20 protein-coding genes and 1 other annotated feature are annotated in these 19,884 nt (G+C 45.7%); of the genes, 1 reads left to right on the forward strand and 19 read right to left on the reverse strand.

Annotation, left to right across the window (positions count from 1 at the left end; all coding sequences use genetic code 11):
- Positions 1-492 (reverse strand): LysM peptidoglycan-binding domain-containing protein (locus SIN01_RS03475; RefSeq protein WP_141305997.1); only part of this gene is annotated, 492 nt, incomplete at its 3' end.
- A gap of 224 nt (positions 493-716) precedes the next feature.
- On the opposite strand from SIN01_RS03475, the gene SIN01_RS03480 reads away from it, so the two are divergent.
- Positions 717-1,253, forward strand: a complete 537-nt coding sequence (locus SIN01_RS03480) for a transcription repressor NadR (RefSeq protein ID WP_010025848.1) — start codon at positions 717-719, stop codon at positions 1,251-1,253.
- Positions 1,254-1,263: 10 nt separating this feature from the next.
- On the opposite strand, the gene obgE is transcribed toward SIN01_RS03480, so the two are convergent.
- From obgE to SIN01_RS03570, 18 genes are all read right to left on the reverse strand, one after another.
- Positions 1,264-2,547, reverse strand: coding sequence for a GTPase ObgE (gene obgE, locus SIN01_RS03485; RefSeq protein WP_010025850.1), 1,284 nt, complete (start codon positions 2,545-2,547; stop codon positions 1,264-1,266).
- Entirely contained in the window at positions 2,529-3,086 is a 558-nt protein-coding gene (locus tag SIN01_RS03490; protein WP_010025851.1) for a Spo0B C-terminal domain-containing protein, read from the reverse strand. The genes obgE and SIN01_RS03490 overlap by 19 nt, the downstream gene beginning before the upstream one ends.
- Positions 3,087-3,363: 277 nt before the next feature.
- Complete coding sequence (rpmA, locus tag SIN01_RS03495) at positions 3,364-3,660, reverse strand: 50S ribosomal protein L27 (protein ID WP_010026624.1); 297 nt, start codon at positions 3,658-3,660, stop codon at positions 3,364-3,366.
- Between the two features lie 16 nt (positions 3,661-3,676).
- Entirely contained in the window at positions 3,677-4,003 is a 327-nt protein-coding gene (locus tag SIN01_RS03500; RefSeq protein WP_010026623.1) for a ribosomal-processing cysteine protease Prp, read from the reverse strand.
- Positions 4,004-4,015: 12 nt separating this feature from the next.
- On the reverse strand, positions 4,016-4,324 hold the full coding sequence (gene rplU, locus SIN01_RS03505; RefSeq protein WP_010026622.1) for a 50S ribosomal protein L21: 309 nt from the start codon (positions 4,322-4,324) through the stop codon (positions 4,016-4,018).
- A 56-nt stretch (positions 4,325-4,380) separates the two neighbouring features.
- Positions 4,381-4,459, reverse strand: a sequence feature (ribosomal protein L21 leader region).
- Positions 4,460-4,521: 62 nt separating this feature from the next.
- Positions 4,522-5,682 (reverse strand): ribonuclease E/G, encoded by a 1,161-nt coding sequence (locus SIN01_RS03510; RefSeq protein ID WP_010026621.1) that lies wholly within the window; start codon positions 5,680-5,682, stop codon positions 4,522-4,524.
- A gap of 68 nt (positions 5,683-5,750) precedes the next feature.
- Positions 5,751-6,590 carry a site-2 protease family protein gene (locus tag SIN01_RS03515; RefSeq protein ID WP_010026620.1) on the reverse strand — a complete coding sequence of 280 codons (840 nt, stop codon included), beginning with the start codon at positions 6,588-6,590 and terminating at the stop codon, positions 5,751-5,753.
- Positions 6,583-7,371, reverse strand: a complete 789-nt coding sequence (locus tag SIN01_RS03520) for a M23 family metallopeptidase (RefSeq protein WP_010026619.1) — start codon at positions 7,369-7,371, stop codon at positions 6,583-6,585. Before SIN01_RS03520 ends, SIN01_RS03515 begins: the two co-directional genes overlap by 8 nt.
- 207 nt (positions 7,372-7,578) lie before the next feature.
- Complete coding sequence (gene minD / locus SIN01_RS03525) at positions 7,579-8,376, reverse strand: septum site-determining protein MinD (protein ID WP_010026357.1); 798 nt, start codon at positions 8,374-8,376, stop codon at positions 7,579-7,581.
- A 26-nt stretch (positions 8,377-8,402) separates the two neighbouring features.
- Complete coding sequence (locus SIN01_RS03530) at positions 8,403-9,095, reverse strand: septum site-determining protein MinC (protein WP_010026356.1); 693 nt, start codon at positions 9,093-9,095, stop codon at positions 8,403-8,405.
- A 104-nt stretch (positions 9,096-9,199) separates the two neighbouring features.
- Positions 9,200-9,712, reverse strand: a complete 513-nt coding sequence (gene mreD / locus SIN01_RS03535) for a rod shape-determining protein MreD (RefSeq protein WP_010026355.1) — start codon at positions 9,710-9,712, stop codon at positions 9,200-9,202.
- A 2-nt stretch (positions 9,713-9,714) separates the two neighbouring features.
- Positions 9,715-10,587 carry a rod shape-determining protein MreC gene (gene mreC, locus SIN01_RS03540; RefSeq protein WP_010026354.1) on the reverse strand — a complete coding sequence of 291 codons (873 nt, stop codon included), beginning with the start codon at positions 10,585-10,587 and terminating at the stop codon, positions 9,715-9,717.
- Positions 10,588-10,630: 43 nt separating this feature from the next.
- The gene (locus SIN01_RS03545; protein ID WP_141305998.1) at positions 10,631-11,671 is read right to left on the reverse strand and encodes a rod shape-determining protein; all 1,041 of its coding nucleotides are present in this window, start codon (positions 11,669-11,671) and stop codon (positions 10,631-10,633) included.
- A 118-nt stretch (positions 11,672-11,789) separates the two neighbouring features.
- On the reverse strand, positions 11,790-12,476 hold the full coding sequence (gene radC, locus SIN01_RS03550; RefSeq protein WP_010026352.1) for a RadC family protein: 687 nt from the start codon (positions 12,474-12,476) through the stop codon (positions 11,790-11,792).
- 360 nt (positions 12,477-12,836) lie between these two features.
- Positions 12,837-13,820: an SPOR domain-containing protein gene (locus tag SIN01_RS03555; RefSeq protein ID WP_029548270.1), complete on the reverse strand. Its 984-nt coding sequence runs from the start codon at positions 13,818-13,820 to the stop codon at positions 12,837-12,839.
- A 140-nt stretch (positions 13,821-13,960) separates the two neighbouring features.
- Complete coding sequence (locus SIN01_RS03560; RefSeq protein WP_010026348.1) at positions 13,961-15,661, reverse strand: sensor domain-containing diguanylate cyclase; 1,701 nt, start codon at positions 15,659-15,661, stop codon at positions 13,961-13,963.
- 170 nt (positions 15,662-15,831) lie between these two features.
- Complete coding sequence (locus SIN01_RS03565; protein ID WP_047034828.1) at positions 15,832-17,148, reverse strand: bifunctional folylpolyglutamate synthase/dihydrofolate synthase; 1,317 nt, start codon at positions 17,146-17,148, stop codon at positions 15,832-15,834.
- A gap of 100 nt (positions 17,149-17,248) precedes the next feature.
- Positions 17,249-19,882, reverse strand: a complete 2,634-nt coding sequence (locus SIN01_RS03570) for a valine--tRNA ligase (RefSeq protein ID WP_010026918.1) — start codon at positions 19,880-19,882, stop codon at positions 17,249-17,251.
- Positions 19,883-19,884: the final 2 nt, after the last annotated feature.

The raw sequence follows: 19,884 nt of genomic DNA on the forward strand, positions 1-19,884 counted from the left end.
ACTGACCGCACTTCCCATATTCGGATCAGAAGGTCCATAACTTGTTGGACTGACCGACGACGGTTGTGGTGCAGAATAATCGGGATACATCCCTGAATCTGCCTGACTCCATTCGTTATCTTCCGGGCTTTTTGGATAGAGAATTTGCGGATATTCTGTATCCTCTGTTCCAGAAACCTGAGCATTAGGAACCGCATTGGGCTGTTCCTTAATCTCTTGCACAGCCTGCGGCGCTGGTTCGGGCGTTTGCTGCGGTGCCGGCTCAGGCGCTTGCGGCTGAGGTTGAGGAGCAGACGCTTGCATCGACTCGGATCGGGCGGAAATCTTTCGCTTGATCGGCTGTTTTCCAATTGCCACCTTTACCTTCACCCCTTGTTGCAATGAATCTTCGCTTAAATCTGTATTCATTTTCCTGAATTCGTCAATTGTCATGCCATGTTTTCTTGCGATTTCTTCCATGGTATCGCCTTTTTGGACAACATATAATTTCACGGTTCTCCATCCCTCCTGTGAAAGTCATTTTATATATATGGTGTTTCTGGGCATTTTGCCACTCTTTCCAATCGAAATTTATCGACTGATCACTTAAATATATTGGAGCCCTGCCGTCACCCGTACACAGAAGCATTAATTTGCCTTATACTTAAAAGAGCAGTCACACTGAATCATTCAAATCAAGCGATTGAATGGGTAAAAAATTGATGGGGTGCAAAACCATGAAAACGATAAGAGGAAAAAGAATATCCGGGGATGAGCGCAGAAAGTCGATTCTGACTCTTTTGGAGCAAACACCAGATCCGCTTAAAGGCAATGAACTCGCCGAAAAAATGAACGTAAGCAGACAAGTCATTGTTCAAGATATCTCGCTTCTCAAGGCTGAAGGGCAGCCAATTATAGCCACTTCGCAAGGCTATCTGCTGCTTCAAAAAAGCAAACAAGACCAAATAACAAAAATCGTCGCATGCAAACATTCAATCAGCGAAACCGAGGATGAGCTGAATCGAATTGTTGACTGCGGTGTGACGGTTCTGAACGTAACCGTTGAGCATCCATTATATGGAGAAATCACGCGCTCATTGATGGTGCGTAATCGTTCCGATGTGCGACACTTTGTCGAAAACTTACAAAAAACCGGTGCGTCGCTGCTGTCTTCCCTCACCGACGGCGTGCACATTCATGAACTTGAAGCAAGCGATCTAGAAAAGATCAATCATGCCATACGTGCGTTGAAAAAGGCAGGTTACCTCTTGTAACCTGCCTTTTTCAATCAGAGTATTCAAATTCAAAATCCATAATCCGAACGGTATCTCCTTCAGAGACCCCTTTTTCACGCAACGCATCATCCACACCCATACCGCGCAGCTGCCGCGCAAAACGGCGAATAGCTTCATCGTGATTGAAATTCGTCATTTTAAACAACAATTCGACCTTTGGACCGGAAACATTGAAAACACCGTCCGAATCCCGTGTAATCACAAACGGTGCTTCTTCTTTTTCGAAAGTGTATAACCCCTTGCCGTCCTCTTGCACCGGTTTTTCCATTGGAAATTCCGGTGTGGTCAAGATCAATTGATACACTGCTTGTGTTAATTCTTTTAAGCCTGCTTTCGTCAGCGAAGAAATCGCGAATATCGGAACATCAGGATCAACTTTTTCCCTGAATGCTTTCAAATTTCCCTCAGCTTCCGGCATATCCATTTTCGAAGCAGCGATAACTTGCGGACGTTCTAAGAGACGCAGCTGATAACTTTTCAGCTCTTCATTGATTTTCTGATAATCTTCATAAGGATCTCGGCCTTCGCTTCCCGACATGTCAACCACATGAATAATGACACGTGTACGTTCGATATGGCGCAAGAATTGATACCCCAAACCCGCACCACTGCTTGCACCTTCAATCAGTCCCGGAAGATCCGCAAGCACAAAGCTTCGCCCTTCATCAACGGCTACAACGCCAAGGTTCGGCGCCAGGGTCGTAAAATGATACTCAGCAATTTTTGGTTTTGCTGAGGTCACGACAGAAAGAAGCGTTGATTTGCCGACACTTGGGAAGCCAACAAGACCCGCATCGGCTAACAGCTTTAACTCAAGCTGTACTTCGCGTTCTTCACCCGGCTCGCCGTTTTCAGATATATACGGAGCCGGGTTGGCCGGTGTCGAAAAGCGGGTATTGCCGCGCCCGCCGCGCCCACCTGCCGCGATCACTTGACGCTGACCGTTTTCCGTTAAATCGGCAAGCACTTGCCCAGTTTGCCTATCCTTAACAACGGTTCCCGGTGGAATTTGTACAACGAGCGGAGCCGCACTTTTGCCATGTTGATTCTTCGTTCGGCCGTTTTCTCCCTTTTTTCCTTTAAAATGGCGTTTGTAGCGAAAGTCCATCAGGGTGCGCAACCCTTCATTAACTTCAAAGATCACGTCGGCCCCTTTGCCACCGTCACCGCCGGCGGGACCTCCGTCAGGCACATACTTTTCGCGTCGAAAGGCAACCATGCCGTTCCCGCCATCGCCGCCTTTCACAAACACGTTTACTTGATCGACAAACACATTGTCCACCTCACTTCATTTTCATTACTTCCATCGTTTATTATGTAGTGTTTAACCCACTGAAACGATTGATGCACGATCAGTTTTTTTACTTTCTGCTGCGCAGCATGAGGATCCGTAAGTATACCTATAAAAGAGACAGATATGCGTGTTTCAGGTTCAGTGGTATCAAAAATTACCTCGACCTTATTTTCCGACAAGGGCGACGCATGGTGTTCGATGATCAAGAAAAGTTCTTTGAACAAGAGCGCCAGGGAATGATCATACGCAGATAAGTTCTTCTGCTTGCCGTCAATATGAAAAGTAACATGAAAATCCTGGGCAGTCCACCTGTAATGCATGAGAAAAATTGCAGATTGCGGGATCTGTAAACGAGTCAGACCCGTTTGATCATGAAGTTTCTCTGTGACCCGTTCAACAACTTCTTCCGCTTTGTCCGGCTGTTTTAGAAAAAGATACCCCTTAATCAACTGCAAATCATTCAATAGGCCATGCCGCGCGAAACTCAACAATTCAATCGCTTTTTGTTCATTGAACATTGCCGCACCTCCAAATGTACAAGACCAGTATAACAGATCCCTTTCAGGGAACGACAAGCAAAAGCGTCACTCAAATCATGAAAAAAAGAACTTGCCTGCGTCGCGTACGTAAATACAAGTTAGACGCTTTATCTAAAGGGTATGTTCATTCAAGCGGTATCCCGCGCTTCTCAAGCGGGTCATGAATGTTTCTTTATCTGTAAAAGAAACGGCAGATACCTTTTGCCTGCGCAAAAAGTTATCTGCCGCTTCAATACTTATTCATGCACAAAAAACATTAAGCTTCTTTAGCTACTTCTACCGGGTAGACACAGACTCTTTTCTTGTTCTTACCGAACTTTTCGAACTTAACGACGCCGTTTGCCGTTGCAAACAATGTGTCGTCGCCGCCGCGTCCAACGTTCGTTCCCGGATAGATCTTAGTACCGCGCTGACGATACAGAATTGAGCCGCTTGTCACCGTTTGACCGTCCGCACGTTTTGCGCCTAGACGCTTTGCGATGGAGTCACGACCGTTTTTTGTACTACCAACACCTTTTTTCGATGAGAAAAACTGAAGATCTAATTTCAACATCTTTAAGGCACCTCCTTTAATCACTAATACGAATATATTGTCCATACGACTGTTCAATCGTACGCATTGAGATAAGCATTGCTTCCAAGATCAACCGGGCTTTCTCCAAATCACTTCCAGTAGCGTGATCTGGGATCGTGCATTCAAGATAACCACTATCCTTCTGCAGCACGTCCAACTGCAGATTCGCCAGCGATTCAACGGCGTTAACCGATCCGAAGGCAACAGCAGAAACTGCCGCACACACAAGATCACTTCCGTAGGGACCGCTATCGGCATGACCGGTTAAATTAAAGGCAACAATCTGACCCTGAGGATCACGATGAATGGTTAGATTAACCACCGCAAGCCACCGTCACGCATTGATTTTTTCAATGACAACTTTTGTGAACGGCTGTCTGTGTCCTTGTTTGCGACGGTAGTTCTTTCTTTTTTTGAACTTGAACACAACAATTTTCTTGTCGCGACCTTGTTCAACAACCTTACCCGTTACCGTTGCACCTTCAACAGTCGGTGCGCCAACCTTTACAGATTCGCCGCCAACAAAAAGCACCTTATCAAACGTAACAGCATCGCCTGCTTCACCGGCAAGCTTTTCAATGACAATCGTTTTTCCTTCTTCTACCTTCAGCTGCTTGCCTCCGGTTTCAATAATTGCGTACATTCCGATGCACCTCCTTTAAGATTATGTTTGCGACAAATCGGTTTGTCCAAACATATCTGTCATCTCAGACTCGCCAGAGAAAGGCTGCCCGACATACCGGACATTATCACCTATTCTGAGCGGTTGGAGCGAGATGCTCCTAAGCCCTTTAACAACATAATAACATATCGAATCATAACATAGTCAATCGCTTTCTGTCAACGCTGAGCAGCATTTTTCATCATGCTCATGACCTGATTCTGAATTCCCCAGCTCTGACGCTTTCTTGTCACTTCCACTAAGCCGACTCGGGTAAATCCATAAACTTGAACATGGTTTGGATCCGGCTTGGTTTCATGAATCAGCTGCTGCAGAAGTGCTTGCCGATCCGACTCATGATTCATCCGTAAAAAATCAATGACTACGATCCCGCCGATCTGGCGCAGTCTCAATTGCCTTGCAATCTCACTCGCTGCATTGAAATTAATTCGTCGAATCGCTTCATCACGATTCTTCTGAATCTTCATTGAGCCTGAATTCACATCAATTGTCGTCAACGCTTCCGTATAATCAATGACAAGTGATGCCCCCGACTCCAGTGCTATTTTAGATGCGAATGCATGTGTATAGATGGATTCAATATTTAGTGAACGGAAGAGGTTCTTTTCCGAAAGATGCCGTACCGACACGCCTTCCGGAATCTCATCCTGAGCAATCTTAAAATTAGTAAGCACCGTACAATGATCTGGAAAATGATGCGCATTAAGCAGTTCGCCAAGAAAGGATAATTGGCGGAAGAGGCGTCTCGGCTGCGTTGACGAGAAAGCTGTTTTCTCAACGCTGCGCCACTGATCCTTCAATTCGAGAAACTCTTGCCGAAGTGTTTGAAGCGGCTGCTTAGCCGCTGACGTTCGTACGATCATGCCCTCGTCATCAGCACACCAAGCGGCAACCGCTCGCTTCAATGAATCGCGCACTTGTTCGGAAAGGCGCCGCGATCCGGCAACATAGGCACTGTAAGGCAAATAAATAATATTTTTCCCCTTCATCTGCACATGTTCTGTAAGTTCGGCTTCCTTTTGATTCCATGGTTCTTTATCAACCTGAACGAGGATAAACGCGTCTTTGTCCTCAGGGGGATGCTTCTTAGTGCAGCGGTTGTGGGGAAGAAAGCCGCTCCTTCCCTCTCCGAGATCAACAAACCAGCCGACTTGACTGAGCCGATTTTCAGAAATACGGCCAAGAAAGATATCCCCAATCCGCAGATCCGCCGCATCGTTTTGAAAATAAAAGGACACCACGCGTCCATTTTCGAAGACTGCCGCTCGAATACCTTCCGAATTCTTCTCAAGCGCAATGCTTAAATCGAGTTGGACCATCGCAACCCCCACCCATCCTTCACCTAGGTTCATTATCCCAAATTGAGTCGGGCGGTGCAACTTCGCATTCATAGGCATTCACGAATCGTCGCTGCTTCACAATTACCTTTAAAATAATCGCGAACCAGCCCGATGCCATCAAGTTCAGACTTCGGTTCACCAATAATTCGTAAATGGTGATCGGCATTTTTATAGTACATAGCAAAAACCTCGGTGAGCAGCATTTCACCTGGAACCGACAGCTTCTTTAACCGTACAAATCTTTGCTTGCTGCTTGATAAGGCAAGCAGAAAACGAATAAAGCGTAACGGGATCACGCGCCACTCTTTATAGATCGCGACGAGAATAAATGAAAAAATGATCCAGCTGTTGATTGCAAAGGGATAGAGCAGCAAGCTGATTACGCCGAACACGCCTAAGGCAACTGCGGAGAAGCAAAGCGCGCGGCGATAAGCCAGTTTGTAGGGATAAACCATTTCCATCAAAACATGGGTCAGACGTCCTCCATCGAGCGGCCAGATCGGTAGCAGATTGAAGAGCAACAGTGCGTTATTTTGCATAAGAAAGAGATTGTGTTCATTCATTCCCCAAAACGAAAAATTCAGCAGCGCATAGGAGAGCAGCGGCAGCCAAACATTTTGTAGTGGTCCGGCGATCAGCACCAAGCATTCCTGATAAAAAGGATGCGTCTCGCGCTCATCTATTTTTGCGACGCCCCCAAAGGGCAGTAATTCGATTTCGAGAACATTCCAACCGAACAATCGAGCAGTCAATGCATGTCCGAGTTCGTGAATCAGCACAATGACAAAGGCCATTACGGTTCCCCAAAGATGCCCGGTCAATGTTCCGGCAGCAATGACCAGCCAGAAAACGGGGTGAATCTTTATCTTAGGAAGCAGCTTAGTCAAAGGACATCACCTGTATCGGATCGATAAACTTTTCCCCCTTTTTCAGGGCGAAATAAAAGCTTCCTTTTTTGTTGTTACCGGAAGTAACGCCGATATTTTGACCTTTCTTCACCTCCTGATATACTTTTACGTTTGCCGCATCTAGTTTTCCGTACCATGACTCATCATTATCTTTATGTTGAATGACGACCGTTTCGCCAATTGTCTTTTTCTTTCCGACAAACACAACCAGACCATCTTTTACTGCTTTAACGGTTGTATGTGCATGGGTTTCAACGGTAACCCCCTTCGTTGCTGTTTTATAAGGCGCTTTCACCTCGCCGGTCACCGGGTTAGCAAAAGATGATTTGTCTGTTTGTGTTTGATGTTCACTCGATCCCTCATTGGCGCTTTTTGTGTCCTTGGGGATATTAGGAAGGAAACTGATTGGATCACCTAAATAGTTCTCATACCACTGCGACACGGCAGCAAACTGGAATTCCTGAGTCATCGCTGTTTTTATGGAATGTTTTATCGCCGGGAGTTGACTGTCCTTTGTATTCACCCAATAGACTGCCCCGACAAGCAAAGCTGAGACCACACATTGCAGCATGAAGCGGCGGGTATGATTAACCGGCGGTTTTTGGGGCTCCTCCACATCTGCCCAATAAGGCGCATTCATCATGCTGCTCCCTGATTTTTTGGGATAAGGGCTATAATCTTTTGGAGACTCTCGCAGCATCGTTAGTTTTCTTTGTTTGCGCAACTGATGTCTTCGCTTATAATCCATAAAATCGCTCATGGGTCTGCTTCCTTTCCGCATCGATCCGTTTTATTCGTTCATTCACATTTCTTACAACATTTCGCTTATCGCATAATCTTGTCCATTGTGAACAAGCTCTACAAAGACTGTATGCCCGTCCTGTATAAAATATGAGGGAAAGAAAAAAAGCGTCCGTGCGTAAAGAACTTCTTTACGCACGGACGCTTTAAAAGCTGATTCTCTCGATTATCTCATTCCAAGCAATGCCTTAACCCGATGGAAAAAGCCTTGCTTTTCATCAAGATCCATAAGCGGAACGGTTTCTCCTAGAATCCGTCTCCCAATATTCCGATAAGCCATTGCGGCCTTTGATGAAGGATTGAGCGCGATTGGTTCCCCCTTATTCGAAGAAGAGATCACGCCATCATCATCGATGACAATGCCAATCAGGTCAATCGCCAATATATTCATGATTTCATCGATCTCAAGCATTTCACCGCTTTTAAGCAGATGTTGCCGTATGCGATTGATAATTAACCGTGGCGGCGAAACTTGTTTTTCTTGTTCCAACAAACCGATAATTCGATCAGCATCGCGAACGGAAGAAATTTCAGGGGTTGTCACGACAATCGCATGATCCGCCCCTGCAACCGCATTCTTAAAGCCGCGTTCGATACCAGCCGGACAATCAATAATAATGTAATCGAAATCGGCTTTTAATGTATCAATGATTTTCTTCATCTGATCGGGTTGGATCGAGTCCTTATCAGTTGTTTGGGCTGCCGGCAACAAGCTGAGGCATTCAAAACGCTTGTCCTTCACTAATGCCTGATTAAGCTTGCACCGCCCTTGTGCTACGTCAACCAAATCATAGATGATTCGGTTTTCAAGTCCCATAACAACATCCAGATTGCGCAGGCCGATGTCCGTATCCACAAGACAGACTTTTTTCCCTTGCAGGGCAAGAACGGTACCGACATTTGCGGAGGTTGTTGTTTTTCCAACCCCGCCTTTTCCAGATGTCACAACGATTGCTTCTCCCATCGCTACACACCCCTTTTCTATCAATCTTACATCTTATTCAACGTAAATGGTAGATTTCCTTTTTTCATTGTGGTTTGTATGCGGTCAATCACGATTTTTCCAATATGCTCGTCCAAATAGGCACATTCGAACATGTGGCGTTCTGTCAGCACTTCGGCTGTATTGCGCTCATTACGGCTCATGGTTACCCCGATCTTGAGCTGTGTCGGAGCCATAATCGATGCGACAATTACCGCGTCCTTTCTGTCTTCGCCTTGTCCTGCTGAAGCGACCCCGCGCAGAGATCCAAGAACGTATATGTTTCCCGAGGCAGATATAACGCCTCCAGGATTGACATCACCGATTAAGAGAAGATTTCCTTGAACAGAGAGTACTTGGCCTGAACGGACAATCCGAACCATCGTGACCATTTTCTCCTGCTCTTTGATCTTATCAAGTTCTGCATAAGTCAGCACATTCGAATGGATTTCTTCCACTTTTAAATGATCATAAGAGTGAATGATCTGTTTAAGCTGATCCCGCTGATCTGCGTCGATATAACGATTTCCCATTTCAATTTTCACAGAAATGACCGGACCATTTTTATTTAGATTCGTACTCGCTGCCAATTTTTCTTTAAGTTCGATTAACAAATCGCGATAAGCGCAAGCTTCATTCATGACAAGAACGAGACCATCTTTGCGCCCTTTTATTGTCACAAGCGACTGAGTGGCTGGCATCGGGATTTTCACCTCGATATGTTGATATTCAATATTAATAGAATAAATTCCTTCTTAAAACATACAGTTCTCTACAAAAATTCGGATAACGGCAACCGGATGAATCATTTTTGAATCCAGTCAGACATTTTCACTAAATATCGGCGAAATGGATAATAGATCAACAGAGTAAAGAGTGCGTTGAGCACAAGTGTTGAAGGCACACGTGCTTGAAAGAAAACGCCGAGGCTCTGATCCGTTAAACCGATCATCAAGTAAATGACATACACCTGAAATTCCATAGCGACGATGCCGGCAGCAACAAGAAGTATCGTTATCACTAGGTTTAAATTCACCCATCGGGAAATCATAGACATCAGATATACGGTAAGGGTTAGGCTGAACGCATAGACACCGAGCACCGATGAATAGACGATGTCGGTCATAAAACCAAAGATGAGTGCATACCTCATCCCCCAACTGAGTGATCCGAAAAACGCAATCATCAGGATTGCGACAAAAACAAACTCCGGAACCCATTGTATGTCCCATGCATGGAACAGAGGGATAAGCGGTATAACGGTCCCTTGAATGATGAATAGAAAGAAGAGAAGAATGAAAACCTTACTTTGCTTCATTCTCAATCCCCCTCATCACTTGCAACCGATGTTTTGCGCTCCAGGATCAGAACATAGCTTAAATCGTTAAGGTTTGCAGCCGGCTTCACTTGAGCTGCCTTCGTCAACCCATATTGATCGGTTGTTACTTTGGTAACCGTACCAATGACCAGTCCTTCAGGGTATTTGCCGCTTAAGCCTGATGTTATAACCACTTGGCCCTTTTGTACCTTAGCTTTGATCGGGATTTTGCGAAAATACAATAAATCCTTGTTCTGATCATAGCCTTCAATCATGCCCGGAATCGGGTCACCTTTTTTCGGTTGAATAACGGCTGAAATTTGATTTGCATTCTGATCGTCCGAGATCAGCGATACCTTGCTCGTGAAACTGCTCGCCTTCGTAATGCTGCCGATCAGCCGTTTTCCGGAAGTAATGACCGGCATTCCGTCCTCAATCCCGTTGACTCGGCCTTTATCAATTGTTAGCAGTTGATTAAATTGATCTACCGTTCGGCCAATCATCATTGCCGAGTACTTTCGAAAATCGGAAAGTTTTGGGTCATTTTTCAAACCAAGCTGCGCTCTTAATGTCTTGTTCTGCGCAGTCAGGGTTCGGTTTTCCTGTTCAACACTGGCATAGTTCGCCAGATTTTCTTTTAAGCGTTTATTTTCTTTATAAGCATTTTCAATAGCGTTCACATTCTGAAAGAAACCCGCTGCATAGCGAGCGGGTACATTGATTACATATTGAAAACCGCCGACAACATCCTGCACAAATTGTTCCGCCCAATTCGCACGTGTCCCCTGCTTAAGAGAGTAGCTGATCAATGCGATCAGGATAATGAGGCTAGTTAATAAGATGATTAATTTTTTATTTGAAAAAAATGAAGGCATACAGACACCTGCTTAGCTGTTCACACGTTTTAGCGCTGAATAATTATTTTTTTGCTAATGAGATTGAGTTCGCCTTGGAGCGAATTAACGGTAAGTTTTCAAGCGAGCGTCCCGTACCGATTGCAACGCAATCAAGCGGATTTTCTGCAACGATTACCGGCATCTTTGTCTCATCGCTTAGAACATGATCCAAGTTATTCAGCAATGCTCCGCCTCCGGTAAGGACAATTCCGCGATCCATAATATCGGCAGCAAGTTCAGGCGGCGTCTTCTCAAGCGTTACTTTGACTGCTTCGATAATTTGATTGACCGAATCACGCAATGCTTCGGCGATCTCTTTTCCAGATACTTCAATGGTCTTTGGAAGGCCAGTTAGCAAGTCTCGTCCGCGTACTTCCATTTTACTTTTTGCTATTTCTTCGGAATCGCCTGCAGATCCGATTTCAACCTTCAATGCTTCGGCGGATCGTTCCCCGATCATGAGGTTATAGGTTTTCTTCACATATTGAATGATCGCTTCATCCATATCATCGCCGGCGATACGAATGGATTGGCTGGTCACGATCCCGCCAAGTGAGATGATGGCAACTTCCGTCGTACCTCCGCCAATATCCACCACCATGCTCCCGGTCGGTTCCCAAACCGGCAAATCGGCACCAACTGCTGCTGCAAAGGGCTCTTCAATCGTATATGCTTCACGCGCACCCGCTTGTTTTGTCGCATCCTCTACGGCACGTTTTTCAACGGCTGTAATTCCCGATGGGACACAAACCATCACATTTGGTTTGCGTGAAAACACGGAGCGTTGTTTCTGTGCTTGATTAATAAAATATTTCATCATTGTTGCTGTAGTCTCAAAATCCGCAATCACGCCATTTTTCATCGGACGAACAGCAACAATATTTCCCGGTGTTCGGCCGATCATGTTCTTTGCCGGTGTTCCGACTGCTTCAATCAGACCATTGTCTGTGTGTAAGGCGACGACCGATGGTTCTCTGACGACGACACCTTTCCCCTTAACGTACACTACCGTGTTCGCCGTCCCAAGGTCAATACCCATATCTCTAGAAAATCCGCCAAACATCTATGTAATCTCCCTTCGGTTGCAAAAACTCATGCATTTAATTATATCTTAATTGATCTTGAATTTATAGGGGGGGCTGGAAATGAAATGTTTGGAATCGCGCGCTTTTCATTTTACATTACATGAGCCCCTTCTGTTTCAAACTGACAAATCGCCGATCCCCAATAACGATATGATCCAGGACGTCCACACCAAGCATTTTCCCGCAAGAAGCCAAGCGCCTGGTTACATCAATATCCTCCTTGCTGGGCGTGGGGTCGCCGCTTGGATGATTGTGAAAGCAGATGATCGAAGCAGCAGATTGTCGTACTGCTTCTTTGAATACTTCCCGTGGATGAACAATGGAAGCATTGAGACTGCCGACAAAAATGGTGCACTTATGCAGCACTTGATTCTTGGTATTCAAGAATAATGCCACAAAGTGCTCCTGTTTTAATGTGCGCATTTCCTCCATCACATAGTCGGCGCCGTCTTCGGGAGAACGAATCGCGTACCTTGAATCATGGGCCTTTTGATTCATACGCCGCCCAATTTCAAAAACGGCTAATAAAAGAACCGCTTTTGCTGCGCCAACCCCTTTGACTTGCTTCATTTCTTCGATGCTCGCTTCCCGCAATTGTTCAAGGCCGTTAAATTGACTGACCAATCGACCGGCAAGCTGCATGACAGACTGATTTCTTGTCCCTGACTGCAGAAGGATGGCAAGCAGCTCTTGATTTGACAAAACGGAAGCTCCTTCGCGAATCAAGCGTTCTCGAGGACGATCACCATTCGGTACATCTTTCATCATTATATTCTTCACCATAAACCATTCCCCCATTCTGCACGTTGAAGATCCTTTAGCCAAGCATAGCGTGTTTCAGGATTTTCTGCAGAATGAAAAATGTCAAAAATGGTCTATTTTCTAGGACAGTCGCCCATTATTTTCGATGCGATTCCTCTGTTTATGTCACAAAAACAGAAAAATAAGCAATAATAATCTTTTTGTAATCGTTCTGTTACGCGGGCAACATCAATATCCCGTAGAAGTCGCGCGATGATGCAGCTGGAACGGATTGATCAAAGACAAACCGCTCATCGCAAGATCGGCATAGGACGCATCTACCTATGGTACTTTAATCCGTTGTGCGCTGCAGGCGCCATTCTTCAAAAAAATGCGGTTTCTTTAAGAGTGAATCAACGCGTTATAGTGGGTGATCGTCTCAAGCAGACACTTATGAAATGCAGCCGCCTGTTGTGCGCGCGAATCTGTAGCTAATTGGGCTGCCGCTGCGCGCGTTTGTTTAAGATCATCCATTACTTGCTTGGCTTCACGATCTACTTTTAAGCCTGATATGGATTTATAGAGCTTGTCCACGGTTCGCAATGCATTCTGGCTAGAAGCTGTGCTTCTGTTTGGCTGTACCGATAATGCGAGGTATTCCTGAATCATTTTCTTTGCCGCATGTGCCGCCTTCGCTTTGTTTTGATCCTTTGCTGCTGCTGCAGCCGCTTGCAGCGTCATTTTCTTTTTAAACACGTCCATGCCATTTCCTTCAAACGCTTTAATCATTTGGTCCGCTTCTTTTTCACTTTGTGCGGCGCCAACAAAAATGGCGTTGCCCCCAGTTACAGGCATCACAACTGCCGGGGCGTTCAGCCGAGATGCAATCTGCTTTGCCTTAGCCGACGAGCCAAACAACCCTGCCTGAATGAAATAGAGCGATAAATTTAAATCGTTACTGGCGATCGTCGAGGTTCCGGCCTGCTGATTGGATTGCGCGCCGCTCGCCCATGTGTTCTTTTCTTTCGGCGCTTGTTCGTTTAGTATCATTAAAAGAGACATGCCAATCACCAATCCGACGACAAGCGCTGCCGCCGCCGGTAAGCCGACAAAACGGATCATACGCAGTTTCGTCATTGGCTTCTTACGCGCCGAGTGCCCTTTGTTTTTTAACAGTGGCTGTTTTTTTTCCGTAAAAGCATTTGAATCGGTACTTATTTTTTTTGGTTGCTGAAGTTCATCGTTCTCATCGGAGAAAGCGCCGATCCAGTCCAGTGACTTATCCTGATCTGCGGCTGTTTCTTTTCTTGTCCACTCTTCCAAGACATGTTTTTCTCCATTAAACGATACCGTCACTTGGGGCGTTTTATTATTCCTAGCGGTCACAGGTATCCCCCTTTGTCCAAACAAAACTCTGCTTCCGACTAGCTTAGCACAGCGGACATAAAAAAGAACGAGACATTTGTCGTCTCGTCCGCAAAAAATTTCTCTCTTTTTCTCAACGATTTTCGCACATCATCGATTGGTCAAAGATAGCGAGCTACTCGATTTTTCCCCTGCTGCTTTGCACCTTTATACATTGCGTGATCCGCGTTATAGATCAATTCAGACGGATCCGTACCATCTACAGGCGCTGTTGCCGTGCCAAGGCTGATCGTCACGTGAATTTGGTCATAGCGCTTGTCTTCTTCATTGAAAATCATGAAGGGTTCCGTTGCAACCGTGCGGCGAATCGCTTCAGCAATCGAAAAACATTGGCCTGAATCGATTTCAGGAAGCAGTACGGTAAACTCTTCGCCACCGTACCGTGCAGCAATACCACGTTCTCCAATCGTTTTCCGCAATCGATTCGCAACACCAATTAAAATCGCGTTGCCGTTTTGATGTCCAAACCGGTCGTTAATTCTTTTAAAGTTATCAATATCAATCATAATAATTGAAAAAACCGCTAGCGAAGGATCAAGATCCATTTGATGGATCATTTTCATCATGTAACGATAATTATACAAATCAGTCAGCGGGCAATGTTCGCTTTCCTTTTTTCGAATTTCATAATTCTTCGCATTCTCAAGCCCTATTGCAAGAAAATCGGCGACGATTTCAATTCCGATTTTATTTGCTTTTGTAAAGGCTCTGTTGATATGCGAGGCGATTGTCAAGACACCGATGACTTGTCCGCGATGCATCATCGGAACAGACAAATAGGATCGCACTTGTCCTTTTGACACTGCATCGAGAAACGGATACCTTGCACATACCTCTCCGCTTTCAGTGACCGTTTTCGCTTCCCGATATACGCTCAGACTGATATCGGCTTCTTGCTGAAAGGGTACAAAGTCACTTTCCTGATTTTTGCGATAGAGACGGACAAGCTTTGGGTGCTCCGGTTCCGTATACAGGACAACATAAAGATAATCCGCTGTTGTCATCATTGCAGGCATTTGAGCAAACAAGTGGTCAAATACACGGTTCACGGACAATTCTTCCGTAAGCTGCTGACCAAGATGGTTCACGTTTTGAAGAAAATAGACTAATTCCTGGCTGTTGTTGATTTGTCTCATGATGACCGACAATGTGACCATTGGAATCGCAATCATCATCATCCCTTCCCAGCCCCTGGTCGTATACATGAAATAGAAGGCGATACCAAGCGGCAACATTAAGGCCGTAATCACCAGTTCCCAAGCAGAATCACGGTCGAATAGTTTCAAAACAACTTGCTGATTAAGCAGCCAACGTCGAATGACAGTTAAGAGAAGGCTGTTGGTTAAATAAGCAGCAATATAGAAGGCTAAGATCGGCAATAAATGCAACGCCAAAACATTACGGGTTCCCGTCACTGCTTGGCCGCCTAGTGCGTAGTAAGCACATCCGGAAGAAATGGAAACAAGCAGAAACATGGTCAGGTTTACCGGTATCCGATAAGAATCCGACTTCCCGACCCGCTGAAAAAGCAAATAGGTGATAATGCACAGTTGTGTCAATAATGCTTCAATAAACAGTCCGAATATTAGAAAGGCAGCTAGTCCGATTCCCTGAATGACAATAATATCGGTCCCTTTAACTTTAAAACTGAAAATTGCGGTGAGAATAAAGACAATGCTTACAGTGAATAAGGAAGAAAGAGTGATGTTTCTTGGTGGATCAAGTACGTAGATTAGCGGAAGAAGCCCTGCCATCGACATGAGCCAAAAAATGATCACTACCCTTTGCTTCAGTAATGTCAATCGCACTTCCCCCTTTTTATCCTGTGCGATTACGATCCAATTTTTACAATTATCTATTTTCCTAGTACAATTTGACTAATTGTAATTGTAGCAAAATAAAAAGAAGATGAAAAGGCTTTTTTGCCTCTTCATCTTCTTTTGCCCATATGTTTTTGCCAATAAATTCACGGTCACATGTCCTTTGACTTCTCATCGCCGAGGGCATGGCGAACCGCGGAAATAAAATAGAGCGAACCGCACACCAGCACCATTTCGCCCGGCTCCGTTCTAGCAATCAAGTCATTCAGAGCATGCATCCAGTCCGGATCTTTTTTCTTGATGTGATGCTGGGATGCGTCAAAGAGCAGATCACTGCTTGCCGCGCGCGGGTAATTAAAGGAAGTAAACGTCACATCATGCACCGCCGATTCAATTAAATGAATCATCTGTTCATATTGTTTATCTTTCAGTGCCGCATAGAGCAGATGAATCGTTCGCCCTTCATAATAGCTGTTCAAAGTGCAGACAAGCGCTTCGGTTCCCTGAACATTATGCGCACCGTCAATAATAACGAGCGGATCATTCTTCATACGTTCAAAACGCCCTGGCCAAGCAGCCTTCAGAAGCCCCTCACGAATGGCTGCCTCGGTGATGGGAAGCCCGCGGCATTCCGCCAAATAACGGACGGCCATCAGCGCTGCCGAAGCATTCTTCAGCTGATGTTCCCCTCTCATGTGGAGAACAAGATCATGTAGATGGAACATGCCGGCAGTAAAATTAAAATGCTCGCCGTCTTCATCATGTCCGAGCGAATCATAGGAAAACGCAGTATTGAGGAGATACAATTCAGCATTTTTTTCTCTCGCTTTATCACGAATTACAGCCTGGGCATCCGGATGTTCGGCAGTCGTAACAATAGCTGTACCTTGCTTGATGATTCCGGCTTTTTCAAAAGCAATCTGTTTAATGGTAGTGCCGAGCTGCTTCATATGATCCATTGCAACATTGGTAATCACGCTGACGAGCGGCTGAATGACATTGGTTGAATCGAGCCGTCCGCCAAGGCCGACTTCATAGATCACCAGATCACAAGGATGAATCATACCAAAATAAACAAAGCTAAGCATCGTCACAACTTCGAATTCAGTTGGAAGGCCGAGATTGGTCTCTCGATCTACCGCAAGCGTCAGCGGATAGACAAGATTCGCCGCCTTAATCAGATCTTGATCACTGATCGGCTTGCCATTCACCATGATCCGTTCATTAAAGGAGGTAATGTATGGTGAAATAAACGTGCCGACCGTCATTCCTGAAGCTTGATAAATATGCCATAAATAGCATACCGTCGATCCTTTTCCATTCGTTCCGCCAACGTGAACAGCACGAATCTTTTGCTCCGGATTGCCTAATTCGGCCAACATCCATTCCATCCGCTTCGTACCGGGTTTGATTCCATGTGGGATCAGCCCGTGAATCCAGTTCAGTGTTTCATCAATTGTTTCAAACATTGCCGGTCCTCCGCATCACTTTTGTTCCCCATGTGAAAACGGTGGGGGATAAATCCCGCCACCGTCATCAACCATGACTGTATTTTCTATTTTAGTCGAATTACGCTTGCAATTCAGCAATTCGTGCGTCTAATTTATCCCTTTTTTCGATATAATCCGCTTGTTTTTCACGTTCTTTGTTCACTACTTGCTCCGGCGCTTTGTCAACGAATCTTGGATTGCTTAATTTTTTCTTGGTTCGCTCGACCTCGGCATTCATTTTTTCAAGTTCCTTCTTCAATCGGCTGATTTCATCATCAATATTAATCAAACCGGACAAAGGAAGGTAAATGTCTGCACCGGAAATGACTGCAGATACGGCTTTTTCCGGAGCCTGAATGTCTGTGCCAATCGCCAGTGTTTCCGGATTACAGAAACGTTCAATAAAGTCTTTATTTGCATCAAAGATGGTTGTTTCTTGTTCCGATTTTGTTTTAATGAGCAGTTCAACCGGTTTTTTCGGTGCGACATTCATTTCCGAACGAATGTTGCGCACAGAACGAATAACATTTTGTAGCGCGGTCATCTCTTGTTCTGCAGTAGCATCATTCCATTGTGCATTAACGGTCGGCCAGTCGCTGTGCATGATCGTTTCGCCTTCATGCGGAATGTGTTGCCAGATTTCTTCAGTGATGAACGGCATAATCGGGTGCAGCAATTTCAAAATTTTATCAAGCACATAAGTGAGTACCGATTTGGTTGTCGTTTTTGCCGCTTCATCTTCACCATATAGCGGCAGTTTCGCCATCTCGATGTACCAATCACAGAAATCATCCCAGATGAATTGATACAGATAGTGGCCGGCTTCGCCGAAGTCATAGCTTTCATAAAGTGTCGTCACTTTTTCGATCGTCGCATTCAGTCGCTGCAGAATCCAGCGGTCGGCAACAGATTTCTTACCGGACAGATCGATATCGCTGAACGTAAAACCTTCAAGGTTCATGATCACAAACCGTGACGCATTCCAGATCTTATTGGCAAAGTTCCAGTTTGCTTCCACCTTTGACCATTGGAAGGTCAGATCCTGCCCCGGCGTTGTTCCGGTAGCAAGCGTATAACGGAGCGCATCGGCGCCGTATTTAGCAATGACATCCATTGGATCGATTCCGTTTCCAAGCGATTTGCTCATCTTGCGTCCTTGTTCATCTCGGACGAGTCCGTGGATCAGCACGTCTTTGAATGGGCTTTTTCCGGTAAACTCTGTGGATTGGAACATCATCCGTGCGACCCAGAAAAAGATAATGTCATATCCGGTAACGAGCGCATTGGTCGGGAAGTAGCGTTTGAAATCCGAAGCGTCTTCATCCGGCCAGCCCATCGTTGAGAACGGCCACAGTGCTGAACTGAACCAGGTATCCAAAACATCTTCATCCTGTTTCCAGTTTTCACTGTCCTTTGGCGCTTCCATGCCAACATAAACTTCGCCGGTCTGTTTGTGGTACCAAGCCGGGACGCGGTGACCCCACCATAGTTGACGAGAGATGCACCAGTCACGGATATTTTCCATCCAGCGGCGATAGGTTCCTTCAAAGCGTTCAGGGACAAAGTTCACGCGATCATCCGTTTCCTGCATGTTCAGCGATGCTTCCGCGAGAGGCTTCATTTTGACGAACCATTGGGTCGACAAAATGGGCTCAACAACAACGCCGGTACGTTCCGAATGGCCGACCGCATGCGCGTGTTCTTCAACGTAGGCAAGTTCACCGGAGGTTTCCAAATCCTTAACGATCTGCTTGCGGCATTCTTCGCGATCCAATCCTCGATACTTGCCGGCATTTTCATTCATTTTCCCTGTCTCATCAATGACAAGGATACGCGGCAAATGGTGGCGGTTGCCGACCTCAAAGTCATTCGGGTCATGCGCTGGAGTAATTTTTACTGCTCCTGTTCCGAACGACTGATCGACATAGCTGTCGGCAACAATCGGAATTTCTCGTCCAATCAGCGGAACAACCGCTTTTTTACCGACAATCGCTTTATAGCGTTCATCATCGGGATGTACGGCAATCGCCGTATCACCAAGCATCGTTTCCGGACGCGTCGTCGCAATTTGGATGGAACCGGAGCCGTCTGCGAGCGGATAATTGACATGCCACAGATGGCCGGGGATTTCTTTATAAATAACTTCAATATCGGAAAGTGCGGTACGGGCAGCCGGATCCCAGTTGATAATGTATGCGCCTCGGTAAATTAATCCTTTCTTATAGAGACTGACAAATACCTTGCGTACAGCTTTGGAAAGTCCTTCGTCAAGCGTAAACCGTTCTCTTGAATAATCCAGTGACAACCCTAGTTTCGCCCATTGTTTCCTGATGAAGGACGCATATTCTTTCTTCCAGTCCCAGGCAACTTCCAGAAATTTTTCGCGTCCAAGATCATAACGCGATTTGCCTTCCGCACGCAGCTTCGCGTCAACCTTAGCCTGCGTGGCAATGCCAGCATGATCCATGCCTGGTAAATAAAGGGCGTCGTAGCCTTGCATCCGTTTGAAACGGATCAAGAGATCCTGCATCGTTGTATCCCAGGCATGCCCCAAGTGAAGCTTTCCGGTAACATTTGGAGGCGGGATAACGATCGCGTACGGTTTCTTTTCCAGATCGCCCTCCGCTTTAAAATAATCCTTCTCCAGCCAGGTTTTATACCACTTTTCTTCGGTCTGGCTCGGATCGTACTTTGTCGCCAACTCTTTTTCCATCT

Source organism: Sporolactobacillus inulinus, assembly GCF_006539285.1.
Taxonomy (GTDB): domain Bacteria; phylum Bacillota; class Bacilli; order Bacillales; family Sporolactobacillaceae; genus Sporolactobacillus; species Sporolactobacillus inulinus.

Coding starts and splice junctions, on each gene's coding strand:
- rpmA (WP_010026624.1), bottom strand. CDS start 3,660: ATGTTGAAATTAGATCTTCAGTTTTTCTCATCGAAAAAAGGTGTTGGT.
- SIN01_RS03510 (WP_010026621.1), bottom strand. CDS start 5,682: ATGGTCCAACTCGATTTAAGCATTGCGCTTGAGAAGAATTCGGAAGGT.
- SIN01_RS03570 (WP_010026918.1), bottom strand. CDS start 19,882: ATGGAAAAAGAGTTGGCGACAAAGTACGATCCGAGCCAGACCGAAGAA.
- SIN01_RS03490 (WP_010025851.1), bottom strand. CDS start 3,086: ATGTTCAATGAACAAAAAGCGATTGAATTGTTGAGTTTCGCGCGGCAT.
- SIN01_RS03565 (WP_047034828.1), bottom strand. CDS start 17,148: ATGTTTGAAACAATTGATGAAACACTGAACTGGATTCACGGGCTGATC.
- minD (WP_010026357.1), bottom strand. CDS start 8,376: ATGGGAGAAGCAATCGTTGTGACATCTGGAAAAGGCGGGGTTGGAAAA.
- radC (WP_010026352.1), bottom strand. CDS start 12,476: ATGGTGAAGAATATAATGATGAAAGATGTACCGAATGGTGATCGTCCT.
- SIN01_RS03545 (WP_141305998.1), bottom strand. CDS start 11,671: ATGTTTGGCGGATTTTCTAGAGATATGGGTATTGACCTTGGGACGGCG.
- mreC (WP_010026354.1), bottom strand. CDS start 10,587: ATGCCTTCATTTTTTTCAAATAAAAAATTAATCATCTTATTAACTAGC.
- SIN01_RS03520 (WP_010026619.1), bottom strand. CDS start 7,371: ATGAGCGATTTTATGGATTATAAGCGAAGACATCAGTTGCGCAAACAA.
- rplU (WP_010026622.1), bottom strand. CDS start 4,324: ATGTACGCAATTATTGAAACCGGAGGCAAGCAGCTGAAGGTAGAAGAA.
- mreD (WP_010026355.1), bottom strand. CDS start 9,712: ATGAAGCAAAGTAAGGTTTTCATTCTTCTCTTCTTTCTATTCATCATT.
- SIN01_RS03480 (WP_010025848.1), top strand. CDS start 717: ATGAAAACGATAAGAGGAAAAAGAATATCCGGGGATGAGCGCAGAAAG.
- SIN01_RS03530 (WP_010026356.1), bottom strand. CDS start 9,095: ATGCCAGCCACTCAGTCGCTTGTGACAATAAAAGGGCGCAAAGATGGT.